14 protein-coding genes are annotated in these 18,340 nt (G+C 38.3%); 5 read left to right on the forward strand and 9 right to left on the reverse strand.

Features of this window, described 5'->3' with window-relative positions:
• Window positions 1–443: 443 nt before the first annotated feature.
• Window positions 444–1,793, forward strand: coding sequence for a class II 3-deoxy-7-phosphoheptulonate synthase (locus AN389_RS00620; RefSeq protein ID WP_055017060.1), 1,350 nt, complete (start codon window positions 444–446; stop codon window positions 1,791–1,793).
• A gap of 60 nt (window positions 1,794–1,853) precedes the next feature.
• Here AN389_RS00620 and AN389_RS00625 read toward each other — a convergent pair whose 3' ends face one another.
• Window positions 1,854–2,663, reverse strand: coding sequence for a pyruvate, water dikinase regulatory protein (locus AN389_RS00625; protein ID WP_004586305.1), 810 nt, complete (start codon window positions 2,661–2,663; stop codon window positions 1,854–1,856).
• A 155-nt stretch (window positions 2,664–2,818) separates the two neighbouring features.
• Here AN389_RS00625 and ppsA point away from each other — a divergent pair, with 155 nt between their 5' ends.
• On the forward strand, window positions 2,819–5,194 hold the full coding sequence (ppsA, locus tag AN389_RS00630; RefSeq protein WP_055013586.1) for a phosphoenolpyruvate synthase: 2,376 nt from the start codon (window positions 2,819–2,821) through the stop codon (window positions 5,192–5,194).
• A 65-nt stretch (window positions 5,195–5,259) separates the two neighbouring features.
• Here ppsA and AN389_RS20090 read toward each other — a convergent pair whose 3' ends face one another.
• Window positions 5,260–5,469 carry a PGPGW domain-containing protein gene (locus AN389_RS20090; RefSeq protein WP_082430522.1) on the reverse strand — a complete coding sequence of 70 codons (210 nt, stop codon included), beginning with the start codon at window positions 5,467–5,469 and terminating at the stop codon, window positions 5,260–5,262.
• Window positions 5,470–5,614: 145 nt separating this feature from the next.
• Here AN389_RS20090 and AN389_RS00635 point away from each other — a divergent pair, with 145 nt between their 5' ends.
• Window positions 5,615–8,662, forward strand: a complete 3,048-nt coding sequence (locus tag AN389_RS00635; protein ID WP_055019008.1) for an FAD-binding and (Fe-S)-binding domain-containing protein — start codon at window positions 5,615–5,617, stop codon at window positions 8,660–8,662.
• Between the two features lie 138 nt (window positions 8,663–8,800).
• Here AN389_RS00635 and AN389_RS00640 read toward each other — a convergent pair whose 3' ends face one another.
• Together AN389_RS00640 and AN389_RS00645 are read right to left on the reverse strand one after the other, a co-directional pair.
• Window positions 8,801–9,997, reverse strand: coding sequence for a sodium:proton antiporter (locus AN389_RS00640; RefSeq protein ID WP_055019009.1), 1,197 nt, complete (start codon window positions 9,995–9,997; stop codon window positions 8,801–8,803).
• Window positions 9,997–11,208, reverse strand: a complete 1,212-nt coding sequence (locus AN389_RS00645; protein WP_055017063.1) for a tyrosine-type recombinase/integrase — start codon at window positions 11,206–11,208, stop codon at window positions 9,997–9,999. Before AN389_RS00645 ends, AN389_RS00640 begins: the two co-directional genes overlap by 1 nt.
• 137 nt (window positions 11,209–11,345) lie before the next feature.
• On the opposite strand from AN389_RS00645, the gene AN389_RS00650 reads away from it, so the two are divergent.
• The gene (locus AN389_RS00650) at window positions 11,346–11,909 is read left to right on the forward strand and encodes a YSC84-related protein (RefSeq protein ID WP_055019010.1); all 564 of its coding nucleotides are present in this window, start codon (window positions 11,346–11,348) and stop codon (window positions 11,907–11,909) included.
• Between the two features lie 121 nt (window positions 11,910–12,030).
• Here AN389_RS00650 and AN389_RS00655 read toward each other — a convergent pair whose 3' ends face one another.
• From AN389_RS00655 to AN389_RS00675, 5 genes are all read right to left on the reverse strand, one after another.
• Window positions 12,031–12,969 carry a DUF2971 domain-containing protein gene (locus AN389_RS00655; protein ID WP_055019011.1) on the reverse strand — a complete coding sequence of 313 codons (939 nt, stop codon included), beginning with the start codon at window positions 12,967–12,969 and terminating at the stop codon, window positions 12,031–12,033.
• 77 nt (window positions 12,970–13,046) lie between these two features.
• Entirely contained in the window at window positions 13,047–14,069 is a 1,023-nt protein-coding gene (locus AN389_RS00660) for a patatin-like phospholipase family protein (RefSeq protein WP_055019012.1), read from the reverse strand.
• A gap of 139 nt (window positions 14,070–14,208) precedes the next feature.
• Complete coding sequence (locus AN389_RS00665) at window positions 14,209–15,615, reverse strand: sodium:alanine symporter family protein (protein ID WP_055019013.1); 1,407 nt, start codon at window positions 15,613–15,615, stop codon at window positions 14,209–14,211.
• Window positions 15,616–15,740: 125 nt separating this feature from the next.
• On the reverse strand, window positions 15,741–16,652 hold the full coding sequence (ctlX, locus tag AN389_RS00670; RefSeq protein ID WP_055019014.1) for a citrulline utilization hydrolase CtlX: 912 nt from the start codon (window positions 16,650–16,652) through the stop codon (window positions 15,741–15,743).
• On the reverse strand, window positions 16,649–17,731 hold the full coding sequence (locus tag AN389_RS00675; RefSeq protein ID WP_055013848.1) for an ornithine cyclodeaminase: 1,083 nt from the start codon (window positions 17,729–17,731) through the stop codon (window positions 16,649–16,651). Before AN389_RS00675 ends, ctlX begins: the two co-directional genes overlap by 4 nt.
• Window positions 17,732–17,898: 167 nt before the next feature.
• Here AN389_RS00675 and AN389_RS00680 point away from each other — a divergent pair, with 167 nt between their 5' ends.
• Window positions 17,899–18,330, forward strand: coding sequence for an Lrp/AsnC family transcriptional regulator (locus AN389_RS00680; protein ID WP_054201566.1), 432 nt, complete (start codon window positions 17,899–17,901; stop codon window positions 18,328–18,330).
• The last annotated feature ends 10 nt before the right edge of the window (window positions 18,331–18,340 follow it).

Genomic DNA, 18,340 nt, shown 5'->3' on the forward strand with positions numbered 1-18,340 from the left:
TCCCAGCTGTTTAGCCGCATATAAAAAGTGGATTCATAGCTATTTACTTTTAACAGCCCGTCTCGCTATACCATATCTTAGGGTGAGTATCTATACGTCTGTTTGATTTAATTAAAAGGGCACTGTAAAGCTAAGATTACAATCAACTCGATTTAAGTATGATGTGTTCTTGCTAAAACTGTTAACTTTAAGGCTTTTAATTCAATTTGGTTTGAGATGGTTAAAAAAACACCTCCATATGTTTAACTTATTGTATTTAAATAAAAATAACCAAATTAAACAACGCTTAGGTCAAAGCCTTTACAGCTATAAAATCACAAAAAGCCTTATAAATACTTAACTCATAACAAATTAGTTGGTAAATACTGAATATAGTCCTTGAACTTAGGGCTATGCATACGTTAATTTCTTTATATCAGGTAAAGTAGGAATGAGGAAAGAACATGCAATCGTGGAACCCAAATAGCTGGAGAGAACTGCCAATACTGCAGCAGCCACAGTACCCAGATCAAGAAGAACTGAAAACAGTAGAAAGCCAGTTAAAGAGTGCTCCGCCACTTGTTTTTGCAGAAGAAACAAGAAGCCTCTTTAAACAATTAGAAGATGTATGTGAAGGTCGTGCATTTTTACTTCAAGGCGGTGACTGTGCCGAATCATTTAGCGACTTCAATGCGGCTAATATTCGCGATACATTTAAAACCCTTTTACAAATGGCTGTTGTTTTAACATACGGCGGTAAATGCCCAGTTGTTAAAATTGCACGTATGGCAGGCCAATACGCTAAACCACGCTCTGCTGATTTAGAAACTATTGACGGTGTATCTTTGCCATCTTACCGTGGTGATATTGTAAATAGCTTTGAATTTACAGAAGAAGCACGTATTCCCGATCCACAACGTTTAATGAAGGCATACCACAACAGTGCCGCTACATTAAACTTACTTCGTGCATTTGCACAGGGTGGCTTAGCAGACTTACACCAAGTGAATCGCTGGAACATGGGTTTTGTAGCCGCTAATCCGCAAAAAGAACGATTCCAACAGCTCGCTGACAAAATTCAAGACGCGCTTGAATTTATGGAAGTATGTGGCATCAATTCAACTATTGCGCCAAGCCTAAAAGAAACCGATTTGTACACGTCTCACGAAGCGTTACTACTAGGCTATGAAGAAGCGCTTACGCGTCGCGATCACCTATCAGGTGACTGGTACGACTGTTCTGCGCACTTTGTATGGATTGGTGAGCGTACACGCCAGTTAGACCATGCACACATTGAATTTTTCAAAGGTATTAAAAACCCAATTGGTGTTAAAGTTGGCCCAGGAATGGACCCAGACGATCTAATTCGTTTAATTGATGCAGTTAACCCAGATAACATTCCGGGTCGCTTAACGCTAATCACGCGTATGGGCGCAGACGTACTGCCAGAGAAACTACCAGCACTTGTAAGACGCGTTCAACAAGAAGGCCGTAAAGTAATTTGGAGCTCAGATCCAATGCACGGCAACACTGAAAAAGCGACATCTGGCTACAAAACACGTAGCTTTGATAACATCATGCGCGAAATTAGCCAATTCTTTGCAGTACACAAAGCTGAAGGCTCATACGCAGGTGGTATCCACTTAGAAATGACAGGGCAGCACGTAACAGAGTGTACAGGTGGTGCTTACGGTTTATCAGACGATGACCTAGCTCAACGTTACAAAACACAATGTGACCCACGTCTAAATGCAGACCAGGTATTAGAAGTTGGTTTCTTAGTAGCTGATTTATTAAAAGACGCTCGTAAGTAATAAGTAAAAAATTAAAGCCGCATATTGCGGCTTTTTTTAGCAAAATAGTAAATTAGTTTGTTAGTACTTACGTCGCTCAAGGTTGCTGTCTATTAATATTTTTGCAGATATTTCTTCTACAGAATGGTGAGTAGAATTAAAGTATGCAATTTTATGTCGCTTATAAAGCATTTCAACTTCACGCACTTCAATTCGGCATTGTCTTATTGATGCGTATTTAGAATTTGCCATACGACGATGCCTAATTGCAGCTAAACGCTCAGGGTCAATCGTTAATCCAAATAACTTATGTTTGTAAGGGAGCAAACATTTAGGTAATCCTTCGCTCTCTAAGTCGTCTTCAGTTATTGGGTAATTTGCAGCTTTAATTCCGTACTGTAACGCTAAGTACAAGCTAGTAGGTGTTTTACCGCTTCTGCTTACGCCTACTAAAATAATATCAGCCTCAGAAAAGTTTTTAATATTGCCGCCATCATCATTCATAAGAGCATAGTTAACCGCATCTATTCTAAAGTCATAGCTTTTTTCATGAATAGAGTGGGTACGATGCATTTTTGGCACTGGCGCAACATTAAGCTCTTTTTCTATTTTTTCACTGTAAGTAGACAAGAAATCATACGCGATTGCATCGGCCGATTTAATAATTTCACTTAAGTTATGATTTACAAAGGTAAAGAATACAAATGGCTTCTCACCTTCTTTTGCGGCAGTTGCGTTTATTAACGCTTTAATTTCATTTGCTTTTTCTTCTGTTTCTACAAAAGGAATAGTTTTGTGGTTAAATTCAACCGGAAACAACGACAGAGTCGCGTGACCAAACACCTCTGAGGTGATTGCAGTGCCGTCTGATATATAAAAAGCAGTTCTCATAGTTTACCTTTTTATTACGTTTAATCCCTAAAATGGCTTACTCACGGTTTACGTGAGGTCTAATGCCAGTGTAGAATGAAGGTGACCTTTATAAAAGGTTTTCTTTCTTAACTCTCACAGTTACAACTACAATTTGTTTTTTTGGAGAAAGACCCGTGCAAGAATACGTTCTCTGGTATCAAGAGCTTGGTATGCAAGATGTTCCACGTGTTGGCGGCAAAAATGCCTCACTCGGTGAAATGATTTCAAACCTCGCTAACGCAGGTGTACAGGTTCCGGGTGGTTTTGCCACTACAGCCGACGCTTTCAATGAGTTTTTAGAGCAATCTGGACTCAATGCAAAAATTCACGACATTTTAGATACACTCGATGTTGATGATGTAAATACACTCGCTAAAGTCGGTGCCGATATCCGCCAATGGATTATCGATACCCCATTCCAACCTAACCTAGACCAAGCCATCCGCGACGCATATAGCCAACTACATGGCGATACATCAGCCGATGTTTCATTTGCAGTACGCTCATCAGCTACCGCTGAAGATATGCCAGATGCATCATTCGCAGGCCAACAAGAAACATTCCTAAACGTACGTGGTATCGACTCAGTCATGGTCGCCATTAAACACGTATTTGCTTCTTTATTTAACGACCGCGCCATATCGTACCGTGTTCACCAAGGTTATGATCATCGTGGTGTAGCGCTTTCTGCTGGTATTCAACGCATGGTTCGTTCAGATAAATCAGCGTCAGGGGTTATGTTTAGTATTGATACAGAGTCTGGTTTTGAAGACGTTGTATTTGTAACTTCAAGCTACGGTTTAGGTGAAATGGTTGTACAGGGTGCAGTAAACCCTGATGAATTTTATGTTCATAAACCAACATTACAAAAAGGGTTGCCATCGGTAGTACGTCGTAACATTGGCTCTAAAGCCATTCAAATGATCTACTCTGCAGATGAGGCACACGGTAAACAAGTAGAAATTGTTGACGTAGAGCCAAGCCTTTCAAACAAATTTTCAATTACAGATGAAGAAGTGCAAGAACTTGCAAAACAAGCTGTAATTATCGAAAAGCACTACGGTCGTCCTATGGATATCGAATGGGCAAAAGACGGAAACGATGGCAAATTGTACATAGTACAAGCGCGCCCAGAAACCGTTCGCTCAAACGAAGATACCAATATTATGGAGCGTTTTCAGTTAAATGGCACAAGCAATGTCATTGTTGAAGGCCGTGCAATTGGTCATAAAATTGGTAGTGGTGTTGTTCGTGTTCTTGATTCAATTCAAGAAATGGATCAAGTACAAGAAGGCGATATTTTAGTTACCGACATGACCGACCCAGATTGGGAACCTATCATGAAGCGCGCCGCAGCCATTGTTACAAATCGTGGTGGGCGTACGTGTCACGCAGCAATTATTGCCCGTGAACTTGGTATTCCTGCGGTAGTTGGCTGTGGTAACGCAACCGATTTAATTAAAGCAGGGCAAGAAGTAACCGTATCATGTGCTGAAGGCGATACAGGTTATATATACGAAGGTATTTTAGATTTTGAAATACTTACGTCGCGCGTTGATAAAATGCCAGAGCTACCAATGAAAGTAATGATGAACGTGGGTAATCCAGACCGTGCGTTTGACTTTGCACGTTTACCCCATGCAGGTGTTGGCCTTGCACGTGTTGAATTTGTAATTAACCGCATGATTGGTGTTCACCCTAAAGCGCTATTAAATTTTGACGACCAGTCACCTGCACTGCAAGCTGAAATTACCGACATTATCGCCGGTTACGAATCGCCAGTTGAATTTTATATCTCTAAATTAGTAGAAGGTATTTCAACGCTAGGCTGTGCATTTGCTCCAGAGCGTGTCATTGTGCGTATGTCTGATTTTAAATCAAACGAATATGCCAACTTAGTAGGTGGTGAGCAATACGAGCCTGAAGAAGAAAACCCAATGATTGGTTTTCGTGGTGCTGCGCGTTATATCTCAGAAGACTTCCGTGATTGTTTTGCCCTTGAGTGTGAAGCAATTAAACGCGTAAGAAACACTATGGGTATGACAAACATTGAAATCATGATCCCATTCGTGCGTACCCTTGAAGAGGGTAAACGCGTTATCGAATTACTAGAAGAACATGGCCTTAAACGTGGTGAGAATGGTCTAAAAGTAATCATGATGTGTGAGCTTCCTTCAAATGCATTACTTGCCGATGAATTTTTAGAGATGTTCGATGGTTTTTCTATCGGCTCTAACGATTTAACTCAGCTAACACTTGGTCTTGACCGTGACTCAGGCCTAATCGCACATTTATTTGATGAGCGTAATCCTGCGATTAAAAAGCTACTTTCTATGGCAATTAAAACAGCTAAAGAAAAAGGTAAATACGTAGGAATTTGTGGTCAAGGTCCTTCAGATCATGAAGACTTTGCAGCATGGTTAGTAGAGCAGGGCATTGATTCTGTTTCACTAAATCCAGATACAGTACTAGAAACATGGTTATACCTAGCAGACAAACTTGCTAAATAATCATCAGTACCCGTAACAAATAAAAATGCCAGCAATTATGCTGGCATTTTTGTGTGTGGGCTAAATTACCGAGCTAATTTTTTATCTAAATAATTACACGATTTAGTTAATGCTTTTTGGCAAAGCTTTAAATAATGCCTGGCTTTTGGGTAATAAAAAGAAAAGCACAGTAACCCCCCCATAAAAAATATCAGGGAGGGGCCTGGCACCAGAGAGAAAAACAACCCAAGCAAAATAAACAACACACCTATGATCTGTAATAGACATTTTTTCATATAAACCTCAATACAATGGTTTAACTTGATTATAAACACAGCAGCTTAAATTACGATAAAAAGAGTGTTACAAACTGTAAAATCTTCAATTTCTATTAGCCATCACCATGATATAATTACACAAATGCCTTAAATTATCGCCGTCATGATAGCAACAATTACACAGCAAGATGCAGCGACCGAGCTTGTCGCAAACTACTTAAGTACACTTAATAATCAGGGGTTTAGTGGAGACACCGATGCAAGCTATGCAACACGTTTAACCGCCTCTACCGATAACAGTATTTATCAGCAAATTCCACAAGGTGTTATTTTTCCTAAAACCGAAAAAGACATTCAACTGGCATTGCAAACAGCATCTCGCGACCCATTTTTGTCGCTTACTTTTGGCCCACGTGGTGGTGGTACAGGTACTAATGGGCAATCACTCACACCAGGAATTGTGGTTGATTTGTCTCGCTACATGCGCGAAATCCTCGAAATTAACGTTGAAGAAGGTTGGGTTAGAGTACAAACAGGTGTAATTAAAGATCAATTAAACGACTTTTTAAGACCGTACGGCTTTTTCTTCTCACCTGACTTATCAACCAGTAATCGAGCAACTATTGGCGGGATGATCAGTACTGATGCATCGGGCCAGGGTTCATTAGTGTACGGTAAAACAAGCGACCATGTTTTAGGACTTACTACCTATTTAGTCGATGGTAGCCCAATGGTGACATCACCCATAGACATTGAAAAAGCTAAAGTAATAGCCGAGCAAGAATCATTAATCGGTAGCCTTTACAAAACAGTATTGGAAATATCTTTAAATGAGCGCCAAGCAATTTTAGAAAAATTTCCACGCTTAAATCGCTTTTTAACCGGCTACGACCTAGAACATGTGCTAAGTGATGACTTACAAACTTTTGATATGAGCAGGCTAATTACCGGATCAGAAGGCTCCCTGGGTATAGTGACTGAAGCTAAATTAAACCTAACGCCCATAGCTGAATTTAAAACACTAATAAATATTAAATACGACAGTTTTGATTCGGCACTTCGCCATTCTCCCTTTTTAGTTGATGCACGTGCAACATCGGTAGAAACAGTCGATAGCAAAGTATTAAACCTAGCTCGTGAAGATATTATTTGGCATTCAGTATCGGACTTAATAACCGATGTGCCAACTAAAGATATGCAAGGACTCAATATGGTTGAGTTTAATGCAGTATCACCTGAAGATATAAAAGACAAAGTAAACACACTTTGCACCTTACTCGATGAATGCGTAGCAAATCAAACCAATGGAGTTATTGGCTACCAATTAACAAGCAATAAAAGTGACATTTTAAAAATTTACGCCATGCGTAAAAAATCTGTTGGCTTACTCGGTAATGTTAAAGGCAGCCAAAAGCCATTGGCCTTTGCTGAAGATACCGCTGTACCGCCAGAAAACCTTGCCGACTATATTGTAGAATTTAGAGCATTACTCGATAGCCATAATTTACAATACGGTATGTTCGGCCATGTTGATGCGGGGGTTTTACATGTACGCCCGGCGCTAGATATGTGCGACTCAGAACAAGAAAAACTGCTTCGTAAAATTTCGGACGAAGTTGTAAAACTCACCGCTAAATATGGCGGTTTAATGTGGGGTGAGCATGGTAAAGGTTACCGCAGTGAATATGGCCCTGAATTTTTTGGTGAGCATTTATTTAAACAACTTCGTAAAATAAAAACCGCGTTCGACCCAAATAATAGAATAAACCCTGGCAAAATATGTACTCCCATAGAAAGTGAAGACTCACTAGTTAGTGTAGATGGGCAAAAGCGTTCGTACTTCGATAAGCAAATTTCTATCGATGTAAAAACAAGTTTTAACAATGCAATGACCTGTAATGGTAATGGTATTTGTTTTAACTACGACGAAAATTCTCCTATGTGTCCTTCATATAAAGTAACCGGCGATCGCAGACATTCGCCAAAAGGCCGCGCAACATTAATGCGCGAATGGTTACGACTTCAAGAGTCTAAAAATGTAGACTTGCTCGAAGTAGAAAAAGAACTTAACAAAGGCGAAGTCATTACCTGGTGGGAGCGCTTTGTTCATAGCCGTGACAAAAACAAAGGCGTTTACGATTTTTCTCACGAAGTAAAAGAGTCAATGGATGAATGTTTAGCGTGTAAAGCGTGTACAACATCTTGCCCAATTAAAGTCGATGTACCTACTTTTAGAGCACGCTTTTTAAATTATTATCACAGTTATTACGCGCGCCCACTTAAAGATTATTTAGTCGCTAACATTGAAAGTTCGGCGCCTGTAATGTCTAAATTTGCACGCGTAATAAACCCAATTGTTAAAACAAACTTAGTAAGTAGTTTAATTAAAAAAACAGTAGGGTATGTCGATACCCCCCAATTAAGTGTGCCTTCACTTGAAAAACGCGTAGCAAAAGCACATAAATTTGATTTTGAATTATTAAATTCACTTTCAAGCGAAGAACAAAATAACTATGTGCTAATAGTGCAAGACCCGTTTACCAGCTTTTACGAAGCCGAGTTAGTGCAAAGCTTTATAACACTAATCACTGCGCTGGGTAAAAAGCCGATGCTACTACCATTTAAGCCAAATGGTAAAGCTCAACACGTAAAAGGGTTTTTGCATGAGTTTAAAGTAACCGCAAAAAATGCCGCAGAATTTTTAAATAAACTCACAGATATAAATTCACCTTTGGTTGGTTTAGATGCATCGTTAGTTATGTGTTATCGCGATGAATACAATACCATTTTAGAAAATAATCGCGGTGAATTTCATGTGCAACTTGCCCATGAATGGTTACAAACTCAATCGTTTAAATCACTATCGGCTACACACAAAACCGATACTGAATTTACACTATTGAGTCACTGCACAGAAACAACAGCCATGCCAAAAGCAGCAAGTGTGTGGAAAACTATTTTTACCGATATTGGTTTAACCCTAAATACAACCAATACCGGATGTTGTGGTATGGCTGGTACTTATGGCCATGAAGTACAAAACCAAGAAAATTCCCGTGCACTGTACGAAATGAGTTGGAAACCAATAGTAGATAAAAATAAACCCGAGCAACTTTTATCAACGGGGTTTTCGTGCCGCAGCCAAGTAAAACGCTTTGAGCAATTTAAACCTAAACACCCTATAGAGTTACTTGCACAGGTACTTAGCTAATAAAAGTTAACAATAAAAAAGCGTAACTTAAAAATAAGTTACGCTTTTTTTTATTACCCTGATAAATTCAACAACTAGGTTCACACAATAAATAAAAATTAAAAGTACCGCTTTAAATTTAAATAGTTATAAATACTACTAAGGCTTTTTAGCAAAACTATTAGCGATTGGCTTTGTGCTTATACCATGGATAAACACGCTAAATAAAATAGTGGTCATTGCAATAGTGGCAATATCGTATTTATTTTCTATTTGCGTGTCTATTACCATTAAAGTAAAAACAATAGATGCTAAACCTCGCGGACCAAACCACGCAAAAGTAAAACGTTCTTTCCAATTAAGTGCTGTAAATTGTAACGATAACATAACTGGTATTATTCTAATTAATGTAGTGCTTAGTAGGGCATACACAATTATGTTTGTATTTAATTTTGGTATTACTAAATACGCACAAACAAATCCAAATAAACACCAAATCATTAATGAAGTAAAATCAGCAATGTGCTCAGAATCTTCTATTAGCTCAGCGCGAATATCGGTTTTAGAAAATTTATCAAATAACAAACCCGCTACAAATACAGCTATAAATCCGCTGCCATGAAAATATTGTGTAATAGAAAACACCGCCATCGCAAACCCTAGCAATAAAAATGGGCTGGTGTTTTTAGCGAAGTAATGTCGTTTCATTGCAAAATTTAGTGCCGGTATAAATACCGCAATAGAAAAACTAGCAATCAACAATGCTAAGCCAAGCTCTCTTGAAAACACACCTAAGGTATGTGAAGCAGTAATAGCTGAGTCAGGATTTTTCGCGAGTAAAATAAAAATTAAAAATACAGGTACACATAAACCATCGTTTAATCCGCTTTCTGTATTGATACCTTCCCTGATTTTTTCGGGCACTTGTGTACTTTGTAATAACCCTTTACTTAAAGCAGCATCGGTTGGCGTAAGTATAATTGCCAGCAGTGCCGATTGAATTAACGACAACTCTGCAAATAAAAATAAGCTAACACCAATTCCACATAATAAAGTTAAGGGTAGGGCAACGAATAATAATAGGCTAGGGTATTGAAAACTATGCCTTAATACACCTAACTTAGATTTAGCCGCATCAGAAAATAAAAATATACTTAGCGTTAGCTCTATCAGTGGTAATATATAATCTATTCCTGTTTTTAATTTTTCGCCTTCATTAGGAAGTAAATACGCCAAAAACATGCCGCCAATAACAAAAAACATAGGCCCTGTTATTTCTGTGCGCTCTAGTTGTCTAATTGAAATTGAATAAACTAAAAATAAAAAACCAATAAATGCTATTACTAAGTATTCCATTAAATTTTCCTTTTAACGCCAGATTTTGCTCGCTCTTTAATATTTGTTTGAATGTAAATTTGATCGGTTGTGGCAATTTTTGAATGGCCTAAATCTTCCGATAAATGTTTTAGCGGTCGCGTTTGCGCATCATGTGTTGCGCCCGTGTGACGAAGCCAATGGGCAGTGGCTGCTTCAAGTTGTTCTGCATCATCTTTAAACCCATCATCAAGTAAAGATTGCTGTGCTAAATCAAAACTTTGCTGTACTAAACGCCTAATTTGTCTAACGGTCATCCCACCTTGTCCACGAATTTTATGCACCAATGGTTCTGATTCATCAACGCGTGGTAGGGCGGGTAACCCTCTGTATAATCTATAACGCTTTAAATACTCAACAAAATCATCACTTAACGTAACATCTCGTAGCTTATTACCTTTGCCCATAATTCGTAAAAACCAAAAACCGTCATTATCTTGCCAAAAGTGTGACATAACCGGCGACCACTGCGGGCGCTCTGATAATTCTGATATACGTAAATATAGCCCTTTTAAGCACGCAAGCGTAAATAGGTTACGTTCAAGCTCTGGTTTTTTTTCACATAAATCGCGTGTTACGCCAAATACATATTCCCATTGTATATCACTTAAAGTGTCTGGGATCTGAATTTGAGATTGAACAACCAAATAGGGACTATTTTTTTTCACTACAGGAATAAAGTTCGCAAATGTTTTTTCTTCTAATATAGAAAACTTATAAAATACATTTAGCGCAGTAAACATAGCCGCTAATGTTTGCTGACTCGCAATTGACTCTTTTAATATAAAAGGGCGCCAATTTTGGTTTAATCGACGAATACCTTGTTCGTCTTTGTAACGCCATTGCACCGAAGTTGAAGCCCATTTTTTATCTGGCTCAGCCATAAAATCAACATACGCTTCAATGTCTTCGCGTTTTAAATCAAACACTGATTTTTGGGCAATTAGCCAAGACCACAAATAAAATCGTTCAAGCTCATTACGAAAACGATTAAAAGTCGCCTCAGATTTTCGGCCGTATACATATAAAAATTGGTATAAAAATTTTAGATCGTCCTTTGATTCAGTTACAGTCAAGCCAACTTGCTGTATAAAGGATGCAAGTTCTGGGTATTCTGAATTTAGAGTACCATCGTCAAGATGAGCAATTTGATATCTTAATTGTTTTAACGTATCAACTAAAGCAACAAGCATAATGTATAAATATTCAATAAAATAATAGACTTACAGCTTAACGTTAAAGTCCGATACTGTCTAGTATTGGACATAGTGAAAGTGGATTTATTTAAACATTGTTGTGGATTGGTATGAATCGTATTAAGGAAAGTTTTATGAAAAAATTTATCGTGTTAGGCCTACTTACAATAAGTGTATTACTAACAGGTTGTGCTACGACCGGTAGTGCTTCACCTAGCGAAAAACGCGCTTTAGTACAAAGCATGAAAAACAATACCCTCGACAAATTATACGCACAAAAGCCCGATGTTAAAAAACAAATCGCCAATTCTGCTGGTTACGCCGTATTTGATAACGCAAACGTCAATGTTGTTTTAGCTAGTTTTGGTGGCGGGTACGGTGTAGTAAAAAATAACTTAACGGGTAAATCTACCTACATGAATATGGGCGAAGCCGGTTTAGGGCTTGGTTTAGGTGTTAAAGACTTTAATGTGGTTATGGTTTTTCATAACCAAGCGGCAGTAAATAGATTTATTGAACACGGTTGGGCCTTTGGCGGAAACGCAGATGCAGCAGCAAAATACGAAGATAAGGGTGGAGCACTGGTTGCAGAAGCCATTGCCGACCAAGTTACCGTATATTCTTTAACCGAAAATGGCCTTGCACTACAAGCTGTACTAAAAGGCACTAAATTTTGGGTAGATTCTGAGCTAAATTAACACCTAATTACTCTCCTAAAAGCGGGCTGGTTTGTATAATCACGCTCGCTTTCTTATTTCTTGTTTAATTTAACATAACGTAATTTATGGGTTGTTCTGTATTGTGCTATAATCTAATCTGCTATGTAAGTTTTTCATATTTCAATTCAAATAGATTACTATCAAGTTCACAACTATACACATCCATAAACTTTTGTTTAAAGCTATCATAAAATCTCCCTCTATTTCCAGAGGCTAACTTAGTTCCCTCTATTATTGCTTCTTTCATTATCTTTACATTTGAATTTACTCCTAAGTAAATTTTAGATATTTTGCTTGGATCAATTTTAATTAAGAACATCACCTGGTAAGCTTCGTAATTTCTCCAAACTGAGTTCCATCTTTCAAGCTCATCTTCACAAAATCCTGCAAGATAAAATAGACCAGTTAGATCATTAATTTTTTCTTCTAAATCACCTTTATATCCCAGTGAACTCAGTTTATTTTTAATTATTTTTGAATTACCAAGTGTTATGACTTTATTGCAGTTTGTAAATGGTAGTGCAAATCTATATTCTTCTTCATGCTTCCAAGATTCATGTTTACTAAAGAAATAATGTTTCGAGAAATTATTAATCTCTTCATCTGATAAATTATTTATAGTTTTGCCATAGCTTCTCTCTCTATTATAAATGACGTTGTCACTCAGGTAAGCTTCAATATCATTAGTTTTATCTATATTAAAAATAGAGAATGGCTCTTCTTCATCAACTTCAAACTCGACTAGTATACCTTTACTGTTAGTTGCATAATTCCCCCACATTGGCATACTTTCTTTATTTTTGCTTAAAGATACATAGCCATATAAATCTAAGTATGGATTAATATCTCTATGTGACTTAAATTCTTTCCCATAAATTTTAATGGTCTTTTGACTTATATCTATTATTTTATCTATATCTATTTTTGTTGGTAAGACTTCAAATGGATCATTTTGGCTATTGTTCTGACTTAGTCTAAGTGCAGGCTCTTTTAAAAATGCTATAGCGGCATCAGTGGATAAATATTTGTATAGTTTCATAAAATTTCCTTTTTTGATGTCCTTAAGTAACAATCATCTAAATAAACCATAAACCCCATTATATTTATGAGAATAAATTATTTATTTTCTAATTTCTTATCGAACGCTTCTGCCAATTTTTCGGTTTCACTAAAAACAGTATTCCAATATTTAATGCGTGTGTCTGCATCAAGATCAGTAAAGTCGTTCCTGTCTGGAATTTTTCCGTAAGGTAAGCCGGCTATAAATTCTTTTGAAGGAGTAATCATCACAACGTTATCGTAATTTTGTGGTGCTACTTTACGTTTTAAATTTTTATCGAACCACCCTGCTTTTGGCTCACTATTAAAATGCGGGTATAAAATTAAGCCTGGGTTGTTAATTTTTAAATCAAAGTGGTAGTCAATTATTCCGCCATCGCGATACGTACCTTTTGGCGAACCGGCAATATTTTTTATGCCTTGCATTACCAGTGGTATTGAGCCCGATGCGAGTAAAGCATCTTTTAAATTTGTTTGGCTAAGTGCTATGTTTTGGGTTTTAAAATTATAACTGTCGGTTATTGATAAGTTACTGTTTGGCGCACCAAAAATAAAACGCTCGTACTGCGAGCCTAATAATTTTCGGTTTACACGGTTGAGCATGTAACTTTTTGATAAACCTAAAAGCTGAATTAATTTGTTTTCGCTGGCAATAAACCCATTCGACTTAGCCACGATAAAATGCGCTTTAAAAATAGGGTTATTTAAAATTTCGGTTACGCCGTGCTCCCCAAATACATCATCTAATAATGAGCGGGCTTTTAGTGTAATTTCAGCGGGTGTTGGTTTATTACTAGAATAGCGTGTTTGCGAATAGGACTTTGCTAAACGCTCAATGGCAGCAACGGGGTCGTTTTGTGCAAAACAGGCAGATCGAAATGCCCCAGCAGATGAACCAATTAAGTTAAGTGGTTGAGTGCGGTTTTTAAAAAATTCACCAAAAATATATTTGTCTAACCCGAATAACGTAAACCATTTTGGCCCGCCACTTGCCCCTAAAAAAGAGGTAAATAATTCCGGTTTAAAGCCCTGCTCGTTAATAATTTTTGCTGCTGTTTTCCCTGCATAAATGTCGATCATTAAATCAGTTTACCTTATTGTTTTTATATTTTTGTGTTATTTACAAAACCTAATTTTGAATAATTATGCAAAATTAAAAAGCGGTTTTATGTTGCCATAAAACCGCTTTTTATCGTTAAAATTGCTTAAAATACGGGAATCAATCCCAAATGCCGCTTTCGCATTTTCCCTGTACTTTTACATCTTTTACTTTAAATTCGGGCTCTATGCCTTTTTCTCTTTGTGTGTTGTAATCGCGATTAACAGCCACAATCGTTGGCGTGAGTAATATAATAGCGATTACGTTAACTACTGTCATTAACCCTAATGCTATATCGGCTAAATCCCAGACTTCTTTTAGAGACGCCGATGCGCCCCACAGCATCATTGATAAATAAAGTAATGTATAAATTGTGCGCCCTACTTTGTTATCGAGCTTAAATAAATGCAGGTTACTTTCGGCGTAAGCGTAGTTGGCCACCACCGAAGTAAAGGCAAATAAGGTAATGGCTGCCGCAACAAAATATACGCCGCCTTGTGCTAAGTGTGCGGTCATGGCGCTTTGCGTTAAACGTATGCCTTCCATTTCGCCGCTTATATCTACATCGGCAAGTAAAATCACAACGGCGGTACAGCTACAAAGTACAATGGTGTCAAAAAACACGCCAAGCATTTGTATATAGCCTTGTGTTACTGGGTGATTAGGAATAGGGCTTGCGCTTGCTGCTGCATGGGGCACACTACCCGCACCGGCTTCGTTAGAGTATAAACCGCGTTGTATACCATTTTTAATGGCTGCACCCATTGCACCTGCACCAGCTTCTTGCAAGCCAAAGGCTGATAAAAATACATCTTTAAGCATGGCTGGTACTTGCGGTAAATTTATAAGCGTTATAATTACGGCAGCTGCTACAAATAATATGCCCATTAATGGCACTACACGTTCAGCAAAACGGGCTATTGCTTTAAAGCCGCCAAGTATAATTGAGCCTGCTAATACGGTAATTACTAATCCTGAATAAAAGGTGGGTACTTGAAAAGCATAGTTAAGGGCGTCGGTTATGGTATTGGTTTGCATGGCACTAAAGGTAAAGCCGTAACCTAAAAATAAACACGCGGCAAACACAATAGCAAAGGCACGGCTGCCTAAACCTTGTTGAATATAATATGCGGGGCCGCCTCTAAACTCGCCACTACTATCGCGTACTTTATACACCTGCCCTAAAACACTTTCGGCAAAGCCGGTTGCCATGCCAAGTATGGCAATAACCCACATCCAAAATATGGCGCCGCTTCCGCCAAGTGAAATGGCAACGGCTACCCCAGCTAAATTACCTGTACCTACACGAGCACACAGGCCAGTACACAATGCCTGAAATGATGAGATATCGTCTTTTTTACACTTGCTACTGCCTTTTAAAAGGCTAAACATGTGTTTAAATTTTACTATTTGAATTGCTTTTAAACGCACCGAAAACCAAATACCTGCAAACAGTAGTATGTAGATCAGTATTTGGCCCTCTCCCCATAATAGGCCATTTACACTTTTTACTACGGTATCGAACATGGGCTAATCCTTTTGTATTTATTATGTTTTACTCAGCAAGTGGTTGAGTAAATGGCATTTAATTATGCATATTAGCCATAGATTTAGGCAGCTAAGCTGCCTTAGTATGTTGACTTAGTGGTAGGTTATTTACTTTGCAGATGAATGCCTGCAATCATGCATCTAACCGAACCTCCCGCCGACTCTATGGTTGGTATAGGTAACGGAACAAGTTTAGCTGTTTTTTGTATTGCTGCTTTTTGTTCGGTTGTAAGTGCATTAAACGCCGTTTGTGAGAGTGCTAAAATACGGCCACTTATACCTTGTAGCTCTATTGCGTTGCCGCAAAAGCTACTTATTTGCTCATTAGTTAAGTTTATTACTTCTAAATGGCTTTGTATAAAATGGCTAGTTATTTGTTTGTGCTGACTATTTGGCACCATATCTAAGCTGATCATGGCAAACTCTGTGGCTACACACATTAATACATTAGTATGATAAACCGCAGTACCTTGCTTATCATAGGCATTAAATACAACAGGTTTTAGCTTTAATTGCTCGCATACTGTATTAACCACGGTTTTAGTAGTGCGCTTAGATTCTACTGCATAAGCAAGCTTATGTGGGTGGTCAATAACAAGCGATCCGGTGCCTTCTAAGAATGCATTTTCTTTCGCTAAAAATGAATAATCAGTCACAGACAACACTTTATAGTGATTAGTCAAAAAATCAATAATATCTTTTCGATATTCTAATCTTCTGTTTTCTGCGTACATTGGGTACATAACTAGCTCGCCACTTTGATGGGTAGAAAACCAATTATTTGGAAACACAGAATCGGGTGTGTGTGTATGTTCGTCTTCAAAAAGATGAACCGTTACGCCCTCGTTTTGCAATAATTTAACCGCATTGGTTACTTCATCAAAGGCATGCTGACTCTGATTTTGTGAGTTGCAAGTACTTTGAAACGTGTTGTCTAACATAGTTTGTGGGTTAGATGTAAAGTGATGCGGTCGTACCATCACCACAGCGCTGGGTGCTTGCTTTATATAACTCATGCCACTTGCTCTTGCTTAGGAGTTTTTGCTGTTTGTGTACTATTAAGTACCGAAAATAAATTACGCGGATCGGCTTGTTGTGTAATTAAATCAAGCAGTTCAAACTCACCTGCAGCCACCAGCGCGTCTTTAATATAAACCAATGCGGTAAAGTCTTCGCTTGCAAAACCTACCCCATCAAAAATAGTAAGCTCGTTGTTACTTGTACGCCCAGGTACTTGTTTATTAATTACTTTATGAAACTCTGTTACGCCAAAGGTTTCGCTCATTTGCTGAATTTCGCCTTCTATTCTGGTTTGCGGCTCGTACTCTACAAACACAGTGGCACGCTCTAGTAACTGTGAATCAAGCTCTGTTTTACCAGGGCAATCGCCACCAATGGCATTTAAATGCACACCCTGTGGGATCATATCGCTGGTTAAAATAGTGGCATTTTTTTTATCGGCTGTGCAGGTTGTAATAATGTGCGCGCCTTGAACGGCTTCTTCTGCGCTATTGCATAGAGTGACATTTAAGCCGTAGCCACTTAAGTTGTTGTAGGCTTTTTGTGAGGCGTTTTTATCAATGTCGTATAAACGAATGTGAGTAATGCCTAACACAGCTTTAAAAGCCAGTGCCTGAAACTCAGACTGTGCACCATTACCAATTAATGTCAGCGTTGTTGAGTTTTCAGGCGCTAAATACTTTGCCACAAGCGCTGATGTAGCCGCTGTTCGCAGGGCCGTTAGTAGACACATTTCACTGATCATAACTGGGTAGCCGCTATCAACATCTGACAAAATACCAAATGCGGCCACTGTTTGAAGCGCTTTAAATGTGTTTTTTGGATGGCCATTTACATATTTGCAGCTAAACATTTTGCCATCGCTTACGGGCATAAGCTCTATTACACCATCTGGAGAGTGCGCTGCATAACGTGGCGATTTATCAAATTCGTGCCAGCGAGCAAAATCTTGCTCTAACCTTTTAGTAAGCTCTAGCAACACGTTTTCTATGCCCATTTTATTTATAAGTTTGGCCATTGCCTGTACGCTCACAAATGGAACACCTTGTTTAGGCTGTGCGATAAAATGACTCATAAATACCTCTTTAATGACTAAATAAATTATTTGAAATAAGTTTATAGGCCAGAGACGCCACTTAAAATGCCAAAATTTTATACAAATAATAGTATTTTTTAGCAAATTGCTATGCATTAAAGTACAAATTTAGTAATTTGTACTAAACACATAATCCAAGGCGTTTTATGACCCCTTATATTTACGACTCGTTAGATAACGCGTTAATAGCCGAATTAAGAAAAGATGGCCGCGCTTCTATTTCAGCCCTAGCCGATGTTTTAAAGGTGTCTCGCGGGACAGTCCAAAACCGTTTAGACCGACTCGTTTCATCGGGTGCTATATTGGGCTTTACGGTGCGTGTACACGAACACATAGAAACCGAAGCTGTAAGAGCCATTATGATGGTTGAAGTGGTGGGTAAATCGACCTCGCAGGTAATTAAAACCTTGCGTGGTATACCCGAACTTACTAAGTTACATACTACCAATGGCGCTTGGGACTTAGTGGCTGAAATACAAGCAGCAAATTTAGGTGAGTTTGATGGCGTACTCAGGCAAGTACGCGAAATAGAAGGCATTTTAAATAGCGAAACCAGTATATTATTGTCATCCACTTAGGTTTATTAAC

The organism is Pseudoalteromonas sp. P1-7a, from assembly GCF_001401855.1.
GTDB lineage: Bacteria > Pseudomonadota > Gammaproteobacteria > Enterobacterales > Alteromonadaceae > Pseudoalteromonas.